18 protein-coding genes are annotated in these 16,762 nt (G+C 34.6%); 9 read left to right on the top strand and 9 right to left on the bottom strand.

Going from position 1 to position 16,762, the window contains the following annotated elements; genetic code table 11:
- Positions 1 to 71: 71 nt before the first annotated feature.
- Together FDO66_RS09315 and FDO66_RS09310 are read right to left on the bottom strand one after the other, a co-directional pair.
- Positions 72 to 515: a GNAT family N-acetyltransferase gene (locus FDO66_RS09315; protein WP_141432370.1), complete on the bottom strand. Its 444-nt coding sequence runs from the start codon at positions 513 to 515 to the stop codon at positions 72 to 74.
- A gap of 88 nt (positions 516 to 603) precedes the next feature.
- Complete coding sequence (locus tag FDO66_RS09310) at positions 604 to 1,149, bottom strand: pyridoxamine 5'-phosphate oxidase family protein (RefSeq protein ID WP_141432484.1); 546 nt, start codon at positions 1,147 to 1,149, stop codon at positions 604 to 606.
- 128 nt (positions 1,150 to 1,277) lie between these two features.
- Here FDO66_RS09310 and pdxR point away from each other — a divergent pair, with 128 nt between their 5' ends.
- The gene (gene pdxR, locus FDO66_RS09305; RefSeq protein ID WP_258535680.1) at positions 1,278 to 2,651 is read left to right on the top strand and encodes a MocR-like pyridoxine biosynthesis transcription factor PdxR; all 1,374 of its coding nucleotides are present in this window, start codon (positions 1,278 to 1,280) and stop codon (positions 2,649 to 2,651) included.
- A 35-nt stretch (positions 2,652 to 2,686) separates the two neighbouring features.
- Here the strand turns inward: pdxR and FDO66_RS09300 are convergent, their stop codons facing one another.
- Complete coding sequence (locus FDO66_RS09300) at positions 2,687 to 3,088, bottom strand: Hsp20/alpha crystallin family protein (protein WP_141432368.1); 402 nt, start codon at positions 3,086 to 3,088, stop codon at positions 2,687 to 2,689.
- A gap of 521 nt (positions 3,089 to 3,609) precedes the next feature.
- A complete protein-coding gene (locus FDO66_RS09295) occupies positions 3,610 to 3,753 on the bottom strand; it encodes a small acid-soluble spore protein P (protein ID WP_141432367.1) in 144 nt (47 codons plus the stop codon).
- A gap of 116 nt (positions 3,754 to 3,869) precedes the next feature.
- Here FDO66_RS09295 and FDO66_RS09290 point away from each other — a divergent pair, with 116 nt between their 5' ends.
- A complete protein-coding gene (locus FDO66_RS09290; RefSeq protein ID WP_141432366.1) occupies positions 3,870 to 4,130 on the top strand; it encodes a hypothetical protein in 261 nt (86 codons plus the stop codon).
- A gap of 283 nt (positions 4,131 to 4,413) precedes the next feature.
- Positions 4,414 to 7,122, top strand: a complete 2,709-nt coding sequence (gene acnA / locus FDO66_RS09285; protein ID WP_141432365.1) for an aconitate hydratase AcnA — start codon at positions 4,414 to 4,416, stop codon at positions 7,120 to 7,122.
- 57 nt (positions 7,123 to 7,179) lie between these two features.
- Here acnA and FDO66_RS09280 read toward each other — a convergent pair whose 3' ends face one another.
- From FDO66_RS09280 to FDO66_RS09270, 3 genes are all read right to left on the bottom strand, one after another.
- Positions 7,180 to 7,644, bottom strand: a complete 465-nt coding sequence (locus tag FDO66_RS09280; RefSeq protein WP_141432364.1) for a hypothetical protein — start codon at positions 7,642 to 7,644, stop codon at positions 7,180 to 7,182.
- 310 nt (positions 7,645 to 7,954) lie between these two features.
- Complete coding sequence (locus FDO66_RS09275) at positions 7,955 to 8,371, bottom strand: VOC family protein (RefSeq protein WP_141432363.1); 417 nt, start codon at positions 8,369 to 8,371, stop codon at positions 7,955 to 7,957.
- Positions 8,372 to 8,480: 109 nt separating this feature from the next.
- Positions 8,481 to 8,654 carry a YvzF family protein gene (locus FDO66_RS09270; RefSeq protein WP_258535679.1) on the bottom strand — a complete coding sequence of 58 codons (174 nt, stop codon included), beginning with the start codon at positions 8,652 to 8,654 and terminating at the stop codon, positions 8,481 to 8,483.
- Positions 8,655 to 9,008: 354 nt separating this feature from the next.
- Here FDO66_RS09270 and FDO66_RS09265 point away from each other — a divergent pair, with 354 nt between their 5' ends.
- The 6 genes from FDO66_RS09265 (at position 9,009) to FDO66_RS09240 (ending at position 13,934) form a co-directional block, all read left to right on the top strand.
- Positions 9,009 to 10,064: a sulfate ABC transporter substrate-binding protein gene (locus FDO66_RS09265; RefSeq protein WP_141432482.1), complete on the top strand. Its 1,056-nt coding sequence runs from the start codon at positions 9,009 to 9,011 to the stop codon at positions 10,062 to 10,064.
- Positions 10,065 to 10,231: 167 nt separating this feature from the next.
- Entirely contained in the window at positions 10,232 to 11,065 is an 834-nt protein-coding gene (gene cysT / locus FDO66_RS09260) for a sulfate ABC transporter permease subunit CysT (RefSeq protein WP_141432481.1), read from the top strand.
- A gap of 65 nt (positions 11,066 to 11,130) precedes the next feature.
- On the top strand, positions 11,131 to 11,958 hold the full coding sequence (cysW, locus tag FDO66_RS09255) for a sulfate ABC transporter permease subunit CysW (protein WP_141432480.1): 828 nt from the start codon (positions 11,131 to 11,133) through the stop codon (positions 11,956 to 11,958).
- Between the two features lie 20 nt (positions 11,959 to 11,978).
- On the top strand, positions 11,979 to 13,031 hold the full coding sequence (locus tag FDO66_RS09250; RefSeq protein WP_141432362.1) for a sulfate/molybdate ABC transporter ATP-binding protein: 1,053 nt from the start codon (positions 11,979 to 11,981) through the stop codon (positions 13,029 to 13,031).
- A 298-nt stretch (positions 13,032 to 13,329) separates the two neighbouring features.
- The gene (gene fbpA / locus FDO66_RS09245; RefSeq protein WP_181444509.1) at positions 13,330 to 13,545 is read left to right on the top strand and encodes a Fur-regulated basic protein FbpA; all 216 of its coding nucleotides are present in this window, start codon (positions 13,330 to 13,332) and stop codon (positions 13,543 to 13,545) included.
- A 200-nt stretch (positions 13,546 to 13,745) separates the two neighbouring features.
- Positions 13,746 to 13,934: a YezD family protein gene (locus FDO66_RS09240; RefSeq protein ID WP_141432360.1), complete on the top strand. Its 189-nt coding sequence runs from the start codon at positions 13,746 to 13,748 to the stop codon at positions 13,932 to 13,934.
- 59 nt (positions 13,935 to 13,993) lie between these two features.
- Here FDO66_RS09240 and FDO66_RS09235 read toward each other — a convergent pair whose 3' ends face one another.
- Together FDO66_RS09235 and FDO66_RS09230 are read right to left on the bottom strand one after the other, a co-directional pair.
- A complete protein-coding gene (locus tag FDO66_RS09235; RefSeq protein WP_258535678.1) occupies positions 13,994 to 14,998 on the bottom strand; it encodes a D-2-hydroxyacid dehydrogenase in 1,005 nt (334 codons plus the stop codon).
- Positions 14,998 to 16,221: an aminotransferase-like domain-containing protein gene (locus FDO66_RS09230; protein ID WP_141432359.1), complete on the bottom strand. Its 1,224-nt coding sequence runs from the start codon at positions 16,219 to 16,221 to the stop codon at positions 14,998 to 15,000. Before FDO66_RS09230 ends, FDO66_RS09235 begins: the two co-directional genes overlap by 1 nt.
- Positions 16,222 to 16,762 lie beyond the last annotated feature (541 nt).

Raw genomic sequence — 16,762 nt, 5'->3', positions numbered from 1 at the left:
TCTGGCTCAATCCTAGATCCACTTAATTGTTCATAATCAGAACTTATTGAATAAAAAGGATAAGACAGTTATTAAATCAAACTTAATTTATAATGATCAAATTGTGAATCCCGTATGTATCCATTTTTTTCATATAATCTTTGAGCGGAATCATTATCTGGTGCTGTACTCAGACTAATACTTTTAGCACCTGTTTCAATAGCAAAATCTTTTGCTTTATGTAAGAGTATTTCTCCTATTCCTTGTTTTCTGGCATTTGCATCTACATATAAGTCATTTAATATCCATGCTCTTTTCATAGATATTGATGAAAATGTAGGATAAAGTTGAGTAAATCCTAGGTACTTTTGTTTGTCTTTAACAACAAATATCACAGAATCATTGCTTTCTAAACGTTTTTTTATGTAAGTCTTAGCACCTTCTAAATCTGATGTTTGTTGATAAAACACACGGTACAAATTAAATAAATTTGATACTCCTTCTAAATCTTCAATCATAGCTTGATATATTTCCATTTGAATATCCCTCTCTATTAGATTAAATTATCTATTTTATTATAAAAGATCAGACTTTTTTAAAACGGTTAAACTTTATTTCAAATCACTAAAGGTCAATCTGAACGGTTCTTCCAGGGTAAAAGCGCATATTGTTATTTAAAATATTTTCTTTAGCAGTGATTTTGGAAGGGATCAGTTTCATCACTGCTGTTTTACTCCCTAAAGAAGAGCGGTATTTTTCTAAATGAGATTTTGACAGAGGCTTCTGATAATATCCAGGAACATATTTATCTAGCATTTTTTGCATTGCTAAAACGGCTTCATCTATATCAGTAATTAATTCAATTTTTCCAAAAAGCATGGTGCTCATATAAGCTGTATCTGTATGTGCTGGTATAGGGTGTGCCATTGTGCCGTAATCTTCGCTGATCGTGAAGCAAGCACTTGGGTTTTCTATTAATATCTCCATTTTTCTTCCTTCAGAAGCCCCATGAAAGTAAATGTTTCCGTTCGTCCATACAAAATTTAGAGGTATAACATACGGTCCCTTCGTATCTGCTAAACCTAAATAACCTGTCTTTGCTTGCTCTAAAAAGGAATAAATTTTTTCTGGATCCAAAACTTCCCGATTTTTATATCTAATTTCATCCATCATTGTCTTTCTCCTCCAATATTTATGATAAAATCAGTATAAAAAGAAAGTGACCTAATGAAAATAGACAGAAATTTAATTTATTAAAAGGTCAGTTAGGAGAAAAAATGGACTTAACACCTTTTCTAGTGAAAAAGAAAAATGAGCCGCTCTATGTACAACTATATCGATATATTAAAAATGAAATTGAAATTCATCATTTAAAGGAGGGCACAAAGCTTCCTTCAATTAGACAATTAGCCATGCATCTAAAAGTGAGTAAAACGACAATAGAAGAAGCATATCATCAGTTAATTGCAGAGGGATATGTGGAAAGCCGACCTAAAAGTGGGTTGTGGGTATTACCATTAGACGAAATGCCAATTATAAAACCCGCTGAACCGTTAATTTCTGAAGAAAAAACTAAGAAACCTCCAGTGACAATAGATTTTCAATACGGAGATATCGATAATAAGAGCTTTCCATTAAACAAGTGGCGAAAATGTATAAGTGAAGCGATTGATAGCTTGAACCATGAATTATTTTTATATGGAGATAAGCAAGGGGACAATGAGCTAAGAATCCAAATAGCCGATTATTTACAGCAATCCAGAGGTGTCTTTTGTCATCCTGATCAAATTCTAATTACAGGTGGAACACAAAATGCAATCAGTTGGTTAATTCAATTACTGGATTTGCCAAACAGTATCGTCGGAATGGAAAATCCAGGTTATGATGGCGTTCTATCTGTATTCGAACAGCATAAATGTCATATATCACCAATTTCTATTGATTTGGATGGATTAAATCTAGAGGATCTTGAAAAAAGTAAAGCTGCTCTAGTTTATACAACACCATCACATCAATTTCCTCTCGGAGTGATCATGTCGATTCAGAAAAGAAGGAAGCTATTGAAGTGGGCGTATGAAACAGATGGCTATATTATCGAAGATGATTATGATGGGGAATTTCGATATCAAGGTCTTCCTATTCCTTCTTTAAAAGGGATGGACACAAAAGATCGAGTTATTTATTTAGGAACCTTTTCAAAATGTTTCCTACCTTCTGCTCGAATCAGTTACATTGTATTACCTACGGCCTTACTAGAAAGATATCGCACTTGCTTTAAACCATATAACCAATCAGTTTCTCCGATTATTCAAAGAGCCATGAGCCTTTTTATGAAAAAAGGAGATTTTGAACGGCATATACGTCGAATGCGCAAATTATATCAACAAAAACAACAAACTTTATTAGAAGCGATTGCTGCACATATGGGGGATCGAGTTCGTGTTATTGGTGAAAAATCAGGTCTCCACATCCTGTTGGAAGTGAAAAACAAGGAATTTGATATGCTCTATAAAAAAGGTTTGAGTAAGAAGATTAAAGTATATACTACAAGCTCTTATTGGACAGGAAATGCTGAGAAAAATCGAGCTCTTGTCATGCTTGGTTTCGGTGGATTATCTTTAGAAGAAATTGAATCAGGTATTAAAGGTTTAGCAGATGTATGGTTTAAATGAGAGAGGTGTGGTGGCGCCTCTCTCGAAAAGAGTATCTATTGTGAGAGAATAACATATCGATTTTTTCTGTTTCCGGGGGTATCTTTTGAAACAAATACTTCAAGAATACCATTATTAAATTTCGCATATACTTTCTGTTCAATGACACGAAATGGAAAAGAAATGGTTCTATTTTTACAAGGACCTTTCCTTTTTTTTGCATCATTAGATGGAAAAGCTTGAATATACATTTGATCGTTTTCTAGATAAACTGAGATCCCTGTTGGCTTGTAGTCCGTTAGCAATGCTTCAACGATGATCTCATTTTCAGTCTCAAAAAGATCGATTCGAAAGGCAGTTTCATCTAAATACGAAGTTAAAGGATTTAGAAAAAAATCTTCCAGCCATTTCTCTAATTCAGAGTCATCACATGGATGTTCTCCGTTATGTTTCTTCATGATGGATCCTCCTAATTCCTGTCGAATAGGAAATAGTACCAATATTAAATAATGAAATGAAAAAATCTGTAGTCAATGAACTATTTATTGCTATTCATGGAATTTACATTTTGCTCATTATCATATTCACTCCATCTTAAAAAGTGATAGGACAAACTGGAAAAGGAGAAAAATGCTTCTAAGAAAGTAAGTTGTAGGCGTAAATGAAGGATAAAAACACTAAAAATGTTTATACAGAGTAGCTATTGAATAGGATCAAGTTTTAGTAGGAGTTGAATCATACTTAAGTAAGAGGATGACGTTATACAAAGTGCAAGGTTTCAGTCATCCTCTTTAATGGTGCATGATGTTTGTTGATGCTGTTTTATAAGCTTTCGAATGCGTATCCGTTTTTCTTTATTGTCTAGCTTCAGCGCCTAGCCCTTGTGAAAAATAACCTACTGTCTCTAAAAGTAAAAAACTCTTTTGAGCCAGCAGAACATTTTTCTTCAGGGCTGTTCAAGGGGCTTCCGCTTTTCTTTTTACATATCGTGATGTGCGTGATTCTTTTGTCTAGTGTGATTTTGGTTTTTCACCTTTTTAGAACCGCTTAATGGAGCAGGCTGACCAGGATTATTTCCTTTTTGTGTGTTTTTTACCAAATCCTTATGATCTTGATTGCTCATTTATGCATCCCTCCTAATCATTAGGATAATAATTTCAATGCAATTTATACTGTATATTTTTATTGCAAAAAGGAGAATGTAAAGGTAGTGAAAAAGATGAATGAGGAGTGGATAGAATGCCTTATCACAAAAATAAGCAGCAAGCATTCCAAGCGGCTCAACAAGCAAAAGAAGATGCTGAAGAACTTTATTATGAGTTAAATCGAAATTCTGGAACATATGGACATGAACTAAAGCATTTAAAACAAGAAGTCAATGAAGCTTACCAGTCAATTGAAAATGCACATGAAGTTGCATCTGAACATCAACGCAAGCAGTTGGAAAAATTTAAAAAGGATATAAAACCAATTGTAGATGAAATAAATCAAAATGAATAGTTCAATCTTTAAGAGGGTGCCCCAAATCAAGTGTTCCAATCACTTTTGGGACTCCCTCTCTTTTATAGATGAAATAAAATAGAAGCCATCCCAAAGAGATTTTTATTCCTTTTATAAATATAGCATAAGAAAATCTTATCAGAAACTATAACATTCTTGTTATTTACTTATATCAAAAGCTATATTAAGATAAAAGAGGTAGAAAAAGAGAGGGAATAATGAAAACCTTTCGACAATTCTTCTATTTATGCGATATGATGAAAAACATAAGGGGTGACTACATATGGCAATGAATGATGTTTTTAATGCTCGAAAATTTTTCGAGATAGAAGGCAAACACTATAACTATTATCAATTATCCGCGCTTGAAGACGCAGGAATAGGAAAGATATCAAAGCTTCCGTATTCCATTAAAGTATTACTTGAATCTGTTTTACGTCAGCTTGATGGCAGAGTTATTACTAAAGAACATGTTGAAAATCTGGCAAAATGGGGAACGGATGAGATTAAGGAAATCGATGTTCCGTTTAAACCTTCACGTGTAATCCTACAAGATTTTACAGGGGTACCTGCTGTTGTAGACTTAGCATCTCTTCGTAAGGCGATGGCTGATATGGGAGGAGATCCTGACAAGATTAATCCAGAAAAACCGGTAGATCTTGTTATTGATCATTCTGTTCAAGTTGATAAATATGGAACATCAGATGCACTTTTTGCCAATATGGATCTTGAATTTGAAAGAAATGCAGAACGCTATCAATTTTTAAGCTGGGCACAAAAGGCATTTGATAATTATCGTGCTGTTCCACCCGCTACAGGAATCGTACACCAAGTAAACTTAGAATTCTTAGCTGGTGTTGTCCTTACAAATGAAATTTCAGCTAATGAATATGAAGCATTTCCTGATACATTAGTAGGGACTGACTCACATACAACCATGATTAACGGAATTGGAGTTCTCGGATGGGGCGTAGGTGGTATCGAAGCTGAAGCAGGAATGCTTGGGCAGCCATCTTATTTTCCAGTTCCAGAAGTGGTTGGAGTAAAGCTAATAGGTGATTTACCAAACGGATCAACTGCGACTGATCTTGCTTTAAAAGTAACACAAGTACTAAGAAGCAAAGGTGTAGTTGGCAAATTTGTGGAATTTTTCGGTTCAGGGGTTACCTCATTACCTTTAGCTGATCGCGCAACGGTTGCAAATATGGCACCTGAATATGGTGCAACCTGTGGATTTTTCCCAGTTGATGCTGAATCTCTTGATTATATGCGTTTGACTGGACGTTCAGAAGCTCAAATTCAAGTAGTTGAAAAGTATTGTAAAGAAAATGGTCTTTTCTTTAATCCGGACGAAGATCCGATTTATACAGATGTAGTAGAAATTGATTTAAGTACAATTGAAGCTAATCTATCGGGTCCTAAACGTCCTCAGGATCTAATCCCTCTTTCTAAAATGAAGAAAGCGTTTAATACATCGTTAAGCGCACCTCAAGGAAATCAAGGGTTTGGATTAGCAGAAAATGAAATCAATAAAAAAATGAATGTTCTTTTTGATAATGGTGATACAGTAGAAATGAGTACAGGTGCAGTTGCTATCGCTGCCATAACAAGCTGTACAAATACTTCCAATCCATATGTTCTAGTTGGAGCAGGTTTAGTTGCGAAGAAGGCAGTTGACCTTGGAATGGAAGTACCTAAGTTTGTTAAGACTTCATTAGCACCTGGATCAAAGGTTGTTACTGGGTATCTTCGAGATTCCGGATTACTGCCTTATCTAGAAAAACTAGGTTTCAACTTAGTTGGATATGGCTGTACAACTTGTATTGGGAATTCTGGTCCATTAAAGGAAGAAATTGAAAAATCAATCGCTGACAATGACCTGCTTGTTACATCCGTGCTTTCAGGGAACCGTAACTTTGAAGGCCGAATTCACCCGCTTGTAAAAGCGAACTATTTAGCGTCTCCACCACTTGTCGTGGCGTATGCCTTAGCAGGTACTGTAAACATTGATCTGCAAAATGATCCGATTGGAAAAGACAAAAACGGAAACGATGTTTTCTTTAAAGATATTTGGCCGCAGGCAGCCGAAGTCAATGAAGTTGTAAAGCAAACGGTGACTCCAGAATTATTTAGAAAAGAATATGAGCATGTGTTTGATGATAATGCCCGTTGGAATGAAATTAAAACGAGCAATGAGCCTTTATATTCATTTGACGATACATCTACTTATATTCAAAATCCTCCTTTCTTTGAGGGGTTGAAACCAAATCCAGATGATGTTAATCCGATTATCGGCTTGCGTGTTGTAGGGAAATTTGGGGATTCTGTAACAACAGATCATATTTCTCCTGCAGGAGCGATTGGAAAAGATACGCCTGCCGGAAAATATTTACAAGAAAATGGAGTTGCTCCACGTGATTTTAACTCCTATGGTTCTCGTCGTGGAAACCATGAAGTGATGATGAGAGGGACGTTCGCCAATATTCGAATCCGAAATCAAATTGCTCCTGGTACTGAGGGCGGCTATACAACATATTGGCCAACAAAAGAAGTCATGTCGATCTATGATGCCTGTATGAAATATAAGCATGATGGAACGGGTCTAATCGTTTTAGCTGGTAAAGACTATGGAATGGGTTCCTCACGGGACTGGGCTGCAAAAGGGACGAATTTGTTAGGAATAAAAACTGTTATTGCTGAAAGTTTTGAGAGGATTCATCGATCAAACCTAGTGTTAATGGGCGTTCTCCCGCTTCAATTTAAAGAGGGAGATAGTGCTGATTCCCTTGGATTAACTGGTCAAGAAACGATTGATGTTCTTGTTGATGAAACCGTAAAACCACGTGATTATCTGAAAGTGGTCGCTACAGATGAGCAAGGAAACAAAACGGAATTTGAAGTTCTTGTTCGGTTTGATTCTGAAGTAGAAATAGATTATTATCGCCATGGAGGTATTCTGCAAATGGTACTCCGTGATAAGCTTCAAAACTAATATTTATCAAAAACCGCTGTATGGATTAATCCATACAGCGGTTAGTATGTGAAAAAATTATTTCAAGGTATAGTTTTGTTTAACGGAAGGTAATAGAGTCACAATTTGAATTGATAATCCAAGAAAAATATACGCAACATGTACAAAAACAAAAGAATGGATCAAATAAGCTTCAATGGTTATCCAGATAATAAGAATCACTCCAATATAAAAAGAGTAAGTCCAGGACCATTTGAAATCCTTATAAATATTGAATAATTCTGCAGTTTTGCATGGTTTTTCAGTTATTAAGTAAATGACTACCATTAAAGGTAAAATCCCCAGGAAAATAAATAGGAGAAAACCCGGGAGTAGGAAGGAATGAAAAGGAGTGTTTTGTAACAAACTGAGAGGCATATGAAGAAGGTCTCCTTTAGGGGATATGATTAAGCCTCCGCCACCCAAAATAGCACCAACTCCCAATAAACAGTGCAAAATGATCAGTAACCAGCAAGAAAACGATTTTTTTGACTGAGTTTTCATCGAATATCAGCTCCATAGATTATTTCTTAAATAATATCATCATGTTATCATACATTCAGAAGAGTTGATTATTACATAATGATGAACAAAATTAATAAGATATGATGATTACCAATAAAACATAATTTTAGTTCACATATAAATATTGGTTTATAACTGAAAAGGGGATTATTTAGGGAGACTATAAGAGAGGCTTTCGAAGGTTTTTCAATAGAGTTTGTCCTTACTATTGAACATGGTTGACCTATATATACTTAAAAAGGAGTCACTAAAAATGGACTCCTCTCATTTATTATATGATTGATGATATTTACTCTTGAGGTTTAGTGTAATTTAAATCCCAGATCACTCCGAAAGCATCTTTAACTTTAGCGAATTTTGCACCCCAAAAAGTGTCTTGAAGCTCCATGATTACAGTCCCTTTTTTACTTAAAGCCCCATATATTTTTTGAATTTCTACTTCGCTTTCCATTTCAAGAGCTAATGAAACGTTTGAGCCGATTGTTACAGTGCTGCCTAAAAAAGAGTCTGAGACCATTAAAAATAACTCGCCTTTTTTGAATTGAGCATGCATCACAAGATCATCTGCTTCAGGAGGTGTTGGAAAATCGGCTTCTCCAAATGTTTGAATACCTTGGACTTCGCCTTCAAATACTTCTTCATAATATTTTAGAGCTTCTTTTGCTTTCCCTTCAAATGTAAGATATGGGGTAGCTTGATATTTCATAAATGGAACACGCTCCTTTGAATTTTATGTATTGCTCAATATCAGTTTACCAAACAAACGTTCGTTTTGCAACTTTGTATTTAATATTTTTAGAAATTAGTAAAATGAACTATTTCATTTCTATATCAGCATAAATCCTAATTTCTTTTGAGTTTTTGTATTTTGGATTGTTGCTGCTTTCATATGGATCTGACAAATATTTGATCATACATTTCTGTTCCAGTTCTTTTATAAAAGCAGTAAGTTCTTTTTTGTTTTGGCTGTTTATTCTTAGTTTGATCATGCTATACACTCTACTTTCTCTATTGTGAATTATAACAATATAACATATTTATTAAAGCAATCTTTGTTTTTAAATAGTCTGAAAAATGGGTAGTGTTCAAAATTTTGAGATCAGCTCCATAGTATATTTTTAGAGAAATAGAAATAAATTCTTAAAAACATAGTTGACAACTTGGAATAGTATGATTATTCTTAATATCAATAAGATCATTAAGAATTCGAAATCGCGATTTCATTCTATATTTATTTCACAACCATATATTTGCTAATCAGTCAACTGAAGGCATATTTTCTCTATTACATGAAGGGGTAAATATGCCTTTTTTGTACATAGAAATTAGGAGGATACAAAGTGATGAAGAAATGGATTGTTATTATTAGTTTTATATTAATTATCGGAGCTTTGGCGGGATGCGGCGCAAATACGAAAACAGAAAAAGAAAGCAAAGACACAGCTGCATCGAGTAATAAAGAACCTATTGAACTATTAAATGTTTCTTATGATCCAACAAGGGAGTTATATCAAGAGTTTAATACTGATTTTGCTAAGCACTGGAAAGAAGAGACTGGTCAAACCGTAACGATTCAACAATCTCATGGAGGATCTGGTAAACAAGGAAGAGCAGTAATTGATGGGTTAGAGGCAGATGTTGTAACACTTGCTTTAGCCTATGATATTGATGAAATCTCAACTGCTGCAAACCTTTTATCGGCGGATTGGCAAAAAAACTTACCGGACAATTCAACACCATATACATCAACAATCGTATTCTTGGTGAAAAAAGGAAATCCGAAGCAAATAAAAGACTGGGATGATTTAACGAAAAAAGGCGTGTCTGTTATTACACCAAATCCTAAAACTTCAGGTGGAGCAAGATGGAACTATTTAGCTGCATGGGCCTTTGCTAGTAAAAAATATAATAATGACGAAGCGAAGGTAAAGGACTTTATTAAAAATCTTTACCAGAATGTTGAAGTTTTAGATTCTGGGGCAAGGGGTTCAACGACTACTTTTGTTGAAAGAGGAATCGGAGATGTATTAATTGCTTGGGAAAATGAAGCATATTTAACCTTAAAAGAATTTGGAGAGGACAAATTTGAAATTGTAAACCCATCGTTAAGTATATTAGCAGAACCTCCCGTTGCTGTGGTAGATAAAGTTGTTGATAAAAAAGGTACAAGAAAAGCAGCAGAAGCGTATTTAAAATACTTGTACACTGAAAAAGGGCAAGAAATCGCAGCTAAAAATTTCTATCGCCCAAGAAACAAAGAAGTATTAGAGAAATATAAAGATCAATTTCCGAATATAGATTTAGTGACTGTAGATAAAGATTTTGGAGGTTGGAAAAAAGCGCAGGAAACACATTTTAACGATGGTGGAACCTTCGATCAAATTTATCAACCAAAGTAAATCTTTTCTGTGAGTAAAAAGATCTAGTAATCAGGTGGGGACAGAACTCCACCTGATTATTGTAATCTATAATGGTTGACGTTTTACGCACCCAGCGTGTACGCAAGGCACTCCTTTGGTACAGGGTTATTGCGCTTTCTAAAAAGAGGTAAGGAGAAAAAATGGATATGAATGTGGGACTTAAGAACAAGAAAACATCTGTATTTCCTGGTTTTGGAATTACGTTGGGATTTACATTACTATATCTCGCTATCATAGTATTGATCCCACTATCCATGATCTTTTGGAAGTCAATGTCAATGGGTTTTGAGGATTTTTGGAAGACAATCATAGATCCAAGAGTCATAGCCTCATACCGATTAAGTTTTGTTACAGCTTTTACAGCAGCTATTATTAATGGCGTATTTGGTGTACTGATCGCATGGGTCTTAACAAGATATCATTTTCCTGGAAAACGTTTGATGGATGGTCTAGTCGATTTACCTTTTGCATTGCCCACGGCAGTTGCAGGGATCACCTTAACGACTCTATATGCATCAAATGGCTGGATCGGTCAGCTTTTTTCTTTTAGAATCGCTTTTTCATCGTTAGGTATTACAATAGCTCTTATTTTTATTGGTCTTCCGTTTGTTGTTCGAATGGTTCAGCCAGTATTAGAGAATATTGAAAAAGAAGTTGAAGAAGCATCGGCATCTTTAGGTGCGAACAGGCTACAAACGTTTAGGAAAATCATTTTACCTGAATTAGTCCCTGCCTTATTAACGGGATTTGCTCTTTCATTTGCCCGTGCTCTTGGTGAATATGGATCAGTTGTTTTTATTGCTGGCAATATGCCATTTAAAACAGAAATCACACCGCTTATTATTATGACAAAATTAGAACAATATGATTATGCAGGGGCTACCGCAGTCGCAGCTGTTATGTTAATCATTACATTTTTAATCTTGTTTTTGATTAATATTTTACAATGGTGGTCAAGCAGGAAGTTTATTAGGGAATAGGAGGTGTATTTTTGGAATCGAATAATGAAACTCTATTAAATCTAAAAAAAAATAACCTCTTAAAAGTGAGTGCTACAAATGAATCGAAGCTCATCCAATGGATCCTTATCTCAGTTGTTTTATTATTTTTGTCTTTATTTTTAATTGTTCCTTTGATCGCTATATTTGTAAAAGCATTTGAAAAAGGTTCAGAGGTTTACTTTGCTGCCATATCAAATCCAGATACAATATCAGCTATTAAGCTGACGCTATTGATTGTTCTTATTACCATTCCAATAAACGCCTTATTTGGTATTATCGCTGCATGGGCGATTACAAAGTATGATTTTAGAGGGAAAAACTTTCTTATTACTTTAATTGATTTGCCCTTCACAGTATCACCCGTAATTGCTGGACTAATTTTTGTCTTATTATTTGGATTACATGGATGGTTGGGACCTTTCTTGCAAGAGCATGAAATAAAAATTATTTTTGCAGTACCAGGAATTGTCTTAGCTTCTTTATTTGTTACATTCCCATTTATCGCACGCGAACTTATTCCGTTGATGCAAAATATAGGTACATCGGAGGAAGAAGCATCCTTTACGCTCGGTGCAGGAGGGTTTAAAACTTTTTGGTATGTTACATTACCAAATATCAAATGGGGATTGTTATATGGAATTATCCTAAGCAATGCTCGAACAATTGGTGAATTTGGTGCAGTTTCTGTCGTTTCTGGACATATTCGCGGGTTAACAAACACAATGCCATTGCATATAGAGATTCTGTACAATGAATATCAATTTTCTGCAGCATTTGCAGTTGCATCCATTATGTCTATTTTTGCCATCATTACATTAGTAATTAAAAATTTAATTGAATGGAAAGCTGATTTTCGGCACTTGAAAAAATAGGAAGATAGGAGGTTTACATATTGAGTATTCTCATCGAAAATGTATCCAAGAGATACGGATCATTTCAAGCTTTACAAGATATAAATTTAAATATAAATAGCGGAGAACTTGTTGCCTTATTAGGGCCTTCAGGCTCAGGGAAAACCTCCTTACTGCGCATTATAGCCGGACTTGAACATACTGATAATGGCAATATTTTATTCAATCAACAAAATTTCACAAATCTTCATGTGAAAGACCGAAATGTCGGTTTCGTTTTTCAGCATTATGCACTATTTCGTCATATGACCATTTTTGAAAATGTTGCCTATGGATTAAAGGTTCGTCCTCGAAAAATTCGACCGAGCAAAAAAGACATCAACGATAAAGTAACAGAATTACTTCATCTTGTTAAAATGGAATCTTATCATGATCGATACCCTTCTCAATTATCAGGTGGGCAAAGACAAAGGGTAGCGTTAGCAAGAGCACTTGCTGTAGAGCCGAATATTCTGCTGCTTGATGAGCCTTTTGGGGCTTTAGATGCAAAGGTCAGAAAAGAACTTCGACGTTGGTTAAGAAGACTACATGATGAATTTAAAGTGACAAGCGTGTTTGTTACTCATGATCAAGAAGAAGCGTTAGATGTTGCTGATCGAGTTGTGATCATGAATGAAGGGAAAATTGAACAAATAGGTACACCGGCTGAGGTTTATGAACGCCCAGCTAATTCATTCGTTTATGATTTTCTAGGTAGTGTCAACCTGTTTAAAGGCAGGGTTCATAAAGGAAAATTGGAAACGGGAAATGCAGAGATTGCAGTTCCAGAATTAAAGCATCAGGGGGCTGGTGTTGGGTATGTCAGACCTTATAACTTTATCATCGAACGAAAGTCTTCAGGATCTTCATCTATCGAATCGATTATTCAACATATACATGCGATTGGTCCTGTTGTCCGAATTGAAGTGAAAAGAAAGGATATTCAAGAGTCCATAGAGGTCGAGTTGACAAAAGAGCAATTTTTAAACCTTCATTTATCCCTTGGTGATATCGTATTTGTGAAACCAAAAGAACTTAAAGTGTTTTTTGAATAAGTAATCATTTAATTGTGCGTGTCATCATAGAGTGTATTTATCAATTGTTTTTCGATTTTCATATTCCATTTCAGGAGAGGGTGAGGAAATTGGCCCTATAAAACTCTAGTGGCAACAGGCGGATATGCACTGTGCCAATTCCTACAAGCTTAAGATATTAGTAGTTAAAGAGATCTTTACCTTTCTTCATCTACTTTATATCTGTAAGGAGGGAAAAATTAGTGGAATAATTTAGAGCATAATAAGTGACAGGATCATTTTACGGCCTATTGGAAAATTTTTTCATATGGAGGTAAATATGTCTAAATTGCTTCAACATGCCATTAAAAAAAGGAAATCGTTCATTGTGGATTTTCTTGTTGATTCTGGTGCTTATTTTAAGGAAAAGGATAAATTAATCCATTGGACCTTAACAGAGCTTGAGGAAGAGTATAGAAAACATAAGGTAAATCGTGATAGCGAGAATCAATTTATCGGACAAAATCAAAGAAAAAAACAAAAGAAGCGGCAATAAGTTCTTTTCTCACTTTGAAACAATGTGGTTCGAAATGTATTTCGGAGGATGACTAGAAAAAATCTTCGTCCTCCAAATTTTCTTTAAATGATATCGAATCTTTATTAAGCTAATAACAGCTTTTTATAATATTGGGAAAACATTTCTAATCTTTAACTAGTTAAATAAATAAATTAGTTTAATAAGGGAGGAATATTTTAATGGCATCAAAATTAAAAATTGATCAACAGGTAATTGAAAAAATAATCAGTTCTTTGGAAGATATTGATTTTGGTACACTTCAAATTACTGTTCATGATTCACAAGTTACACAAATAGATAAAATTGAAAAGTATCGATTTGCAGTTCAAAAAAAAGTGAGCCAAGGGCAGCGTGCAAATACAATCTAAGAACTTTTTAAAGTACAAAACCTTCCAATAGGAAATGGAAGGTTTTGTACAAGTTTATATTAATAGCCAAGTTCCTTATTGACTACATTTAAAAGCGGTTCACCTACGCTAAATCGTTTAAGATTTTCAATAAAAAGATCCATATAACGATCCATTGTTTTAGGTGAATAATAAGCGTGATGTGGAGAAACAATAACGTTTTCTAGATGCCAAAACGGATGTTCCTTAGGCAAAGGTTCAACATCGAAAACATCTAATGCAGCACCAGTCAGATGACCATTTTGTAAGGATGATAAAAGATCATCTTCTGCAATCGTGTTGCCTCTTCCGACATTGATAAGAAAGCTTCCTTTTTTCATTTTTTCCAAACGCTCTTTATTTATGAAATGATAGGTTTCATCTGTCGAAGGAAGAGCTAAAACGAGAAAATCTGCTTGAGAAAGTACATCATCGATCTGATTTAATCCAACGATAGCATCTGCTGGGTCATCGTTTGTTTTTCCTTTTCCTACATGCTTTTTACATCCGATAATATTCATATCAAATGATTTACATCTTTTTGCAATTTCTTTTCCTATTTCACCATAGCCGACTATTCCAACAGTAGCTTTCTCTAAATCCATTACAGGTGGAAGCTCCCATTTTTGCTGCTGCTGATTTCGAATCATCATCGGAATTCCACGAGATAAGGAAGAAATTAAGGCAACCGTATGCTCAGCGATGGGAACTGAAGTGCAGCCTTTCGTATTGGTTAATAATACACTACTCTCTTTAACACGAGGATTAAGCAACGCATCAAGCCCGACACTAGTCGATTGAACCCACTCTAAATTTGGTACTTGGTCGATAATGTTTAGAGGATCCTGTAACCCTAATGTTAAAACGACATTACATTTCGTAAGATCATGTGTGATTTTGGGTTCTGGGTGCCCATACGTCCATGGTTCGATGATTACTTCCTTACATATTTCCCTTATCCTATCTAAATATTTATCCGCCAACTTGTATCGAATAAACAAATGAATTGGAATAGGTTCGGATATTATTTGATGTTGAAAAGACACTATTTAACTTCTCCTTCAAGAACAGGTTGATTTTTAGTATATTCATAATAAGCAGTCGCAAGTAGTTTAATGCCTTTCTTTATTTGCTCTTCGTCACAATAAGTAAAGCATAAACGAATATGATTAAAACCTTCTTCCTGTAAAAAGAAGTGATAACCATCCAAATAACTAACACCCAATTCGAACGCTTTTTGTAAAAATGCACTCGTATTAACATCCTCATTAAAGGTTAGCCACAAGAAAAATCCACCATTTGGCTCAATGAATGTAACATCATCTCCGAAGTATTCGTTAATTGCTGCGACCATTGCGTCCTTACGAGAACGATATAACGAAATTAGAAGATCAATATGTTTTGGTAGATCAATTTGTTCTAATGCGTTATGAACCACCTCTTGAACAAATACACTTGTTGATCCATCAACTTTTAAAATTCTCATTTTATTAATGACTTCCTCGTTAGCAATTGCCCAGCCCATCCGAATTCCTGGTGCAATTAATTTAGAAAAAGTACTTAAATAAATCACACGTTCAGGACCAAACGAATGAATTGATGGAAGGAAATGTTGTTTGAAATTCAACTCTACATAAGCATCATCTTCTAAAACGTAGAAATTATATTCATAAGCGAGTTCAGCAAGCTTTTTTCTACGTTCTAAAGAAAGGTTGACTCCACCAGGATTATGATAATTAGGCATAACATAGATCATTTTAGGAAGAGGATTTTGATTTGCTTTCGCTTCAATTAGAGCTTGTTCCACTAAATCTACTCTTAGGCCGTGTTCATCAATTGGAAAGGATCTTAACCCGACTTCTGCTAAATTAAAAACACGAATCGCTCCGAAAAAAGAAGGGCCCTCTATCCAAACTTGATCACCTGGATCTGTAAGCGTTCTTGTAGCTAAATCAATAGCCTGCATAGAACCATTTGTTACTATGATCTCTTTTTCGCTTACGTCAATAGATCTTAATTTTGAACGATCTTTAATCCATTGAACAACTTTTTTAGGACCAGTTCCACCCATGTATGAAAGTGCGGAAGTTCCTTGAGTTTGCATGGCTTGATCCGTTGCCTCTGATAAAAGCTTGGTTGGCAAAGTTTCTGGTGCAGGGAAGCCGAAAGAAAGTGGGATGATGTCATTATAATTTTCAACTAAATTTGCTGCTATAATTGGAAAATTTGGAAAGCGAGTTGAAAATGAAAAAGGTTTTAGCATACTCATTGATCCTCCAGTTGATAAAAATGTATTTACTTTCCAACAAATGCATGATTCTATTCGGGCAATGATTATGTATCTTTCGTTATGTATAGTTATTTCCTTATTATGTCAATATTTTAGTTGGTTCGGAATTGCGATCAGATTTCACTTAAAATGTAAAATTTACCTCATCTTAAATATTGATAAATTAGGACACCCTATCGATGTAGATATCTGCATTTGTTAAAAGTAATATAATTTATTTATTTCGAGATTCAAAATATTAAAAAGCATCGCAATATGAAGAAAACTAAAGAGAAAACGCTAACAATAAGGGTTTTCTTTGGAAAATTGATAATTTTTAAAATTATTATTATTTTGAAGATACTTAAGTTTTTAATGATTTTGTTTAATATGGACTTGCTATTATAACAGGATTGGTAACGTTTTCGATTTGAATTATAAAAAAAAGCAGAAAAAATTTTCTGAAAACCATTGTAAATATGAGGGTATTTCAATATAATAGTCTCATGTAATAAATTTGATCATTGAATGTGAGGTTATC

The organism is Bacillus sp. 03113 (assembly GCF_006546985.1).
Classification (GTDB): domain Bacteria; phylum Bacillota; class Bacilli; order Bacillales; family Cytobacillaceae; genus VATK01.
Note: the sequence above shows the minus strand (reverse complement) of the source record. Positions and strands in the feature narration are given on the sequence as shown.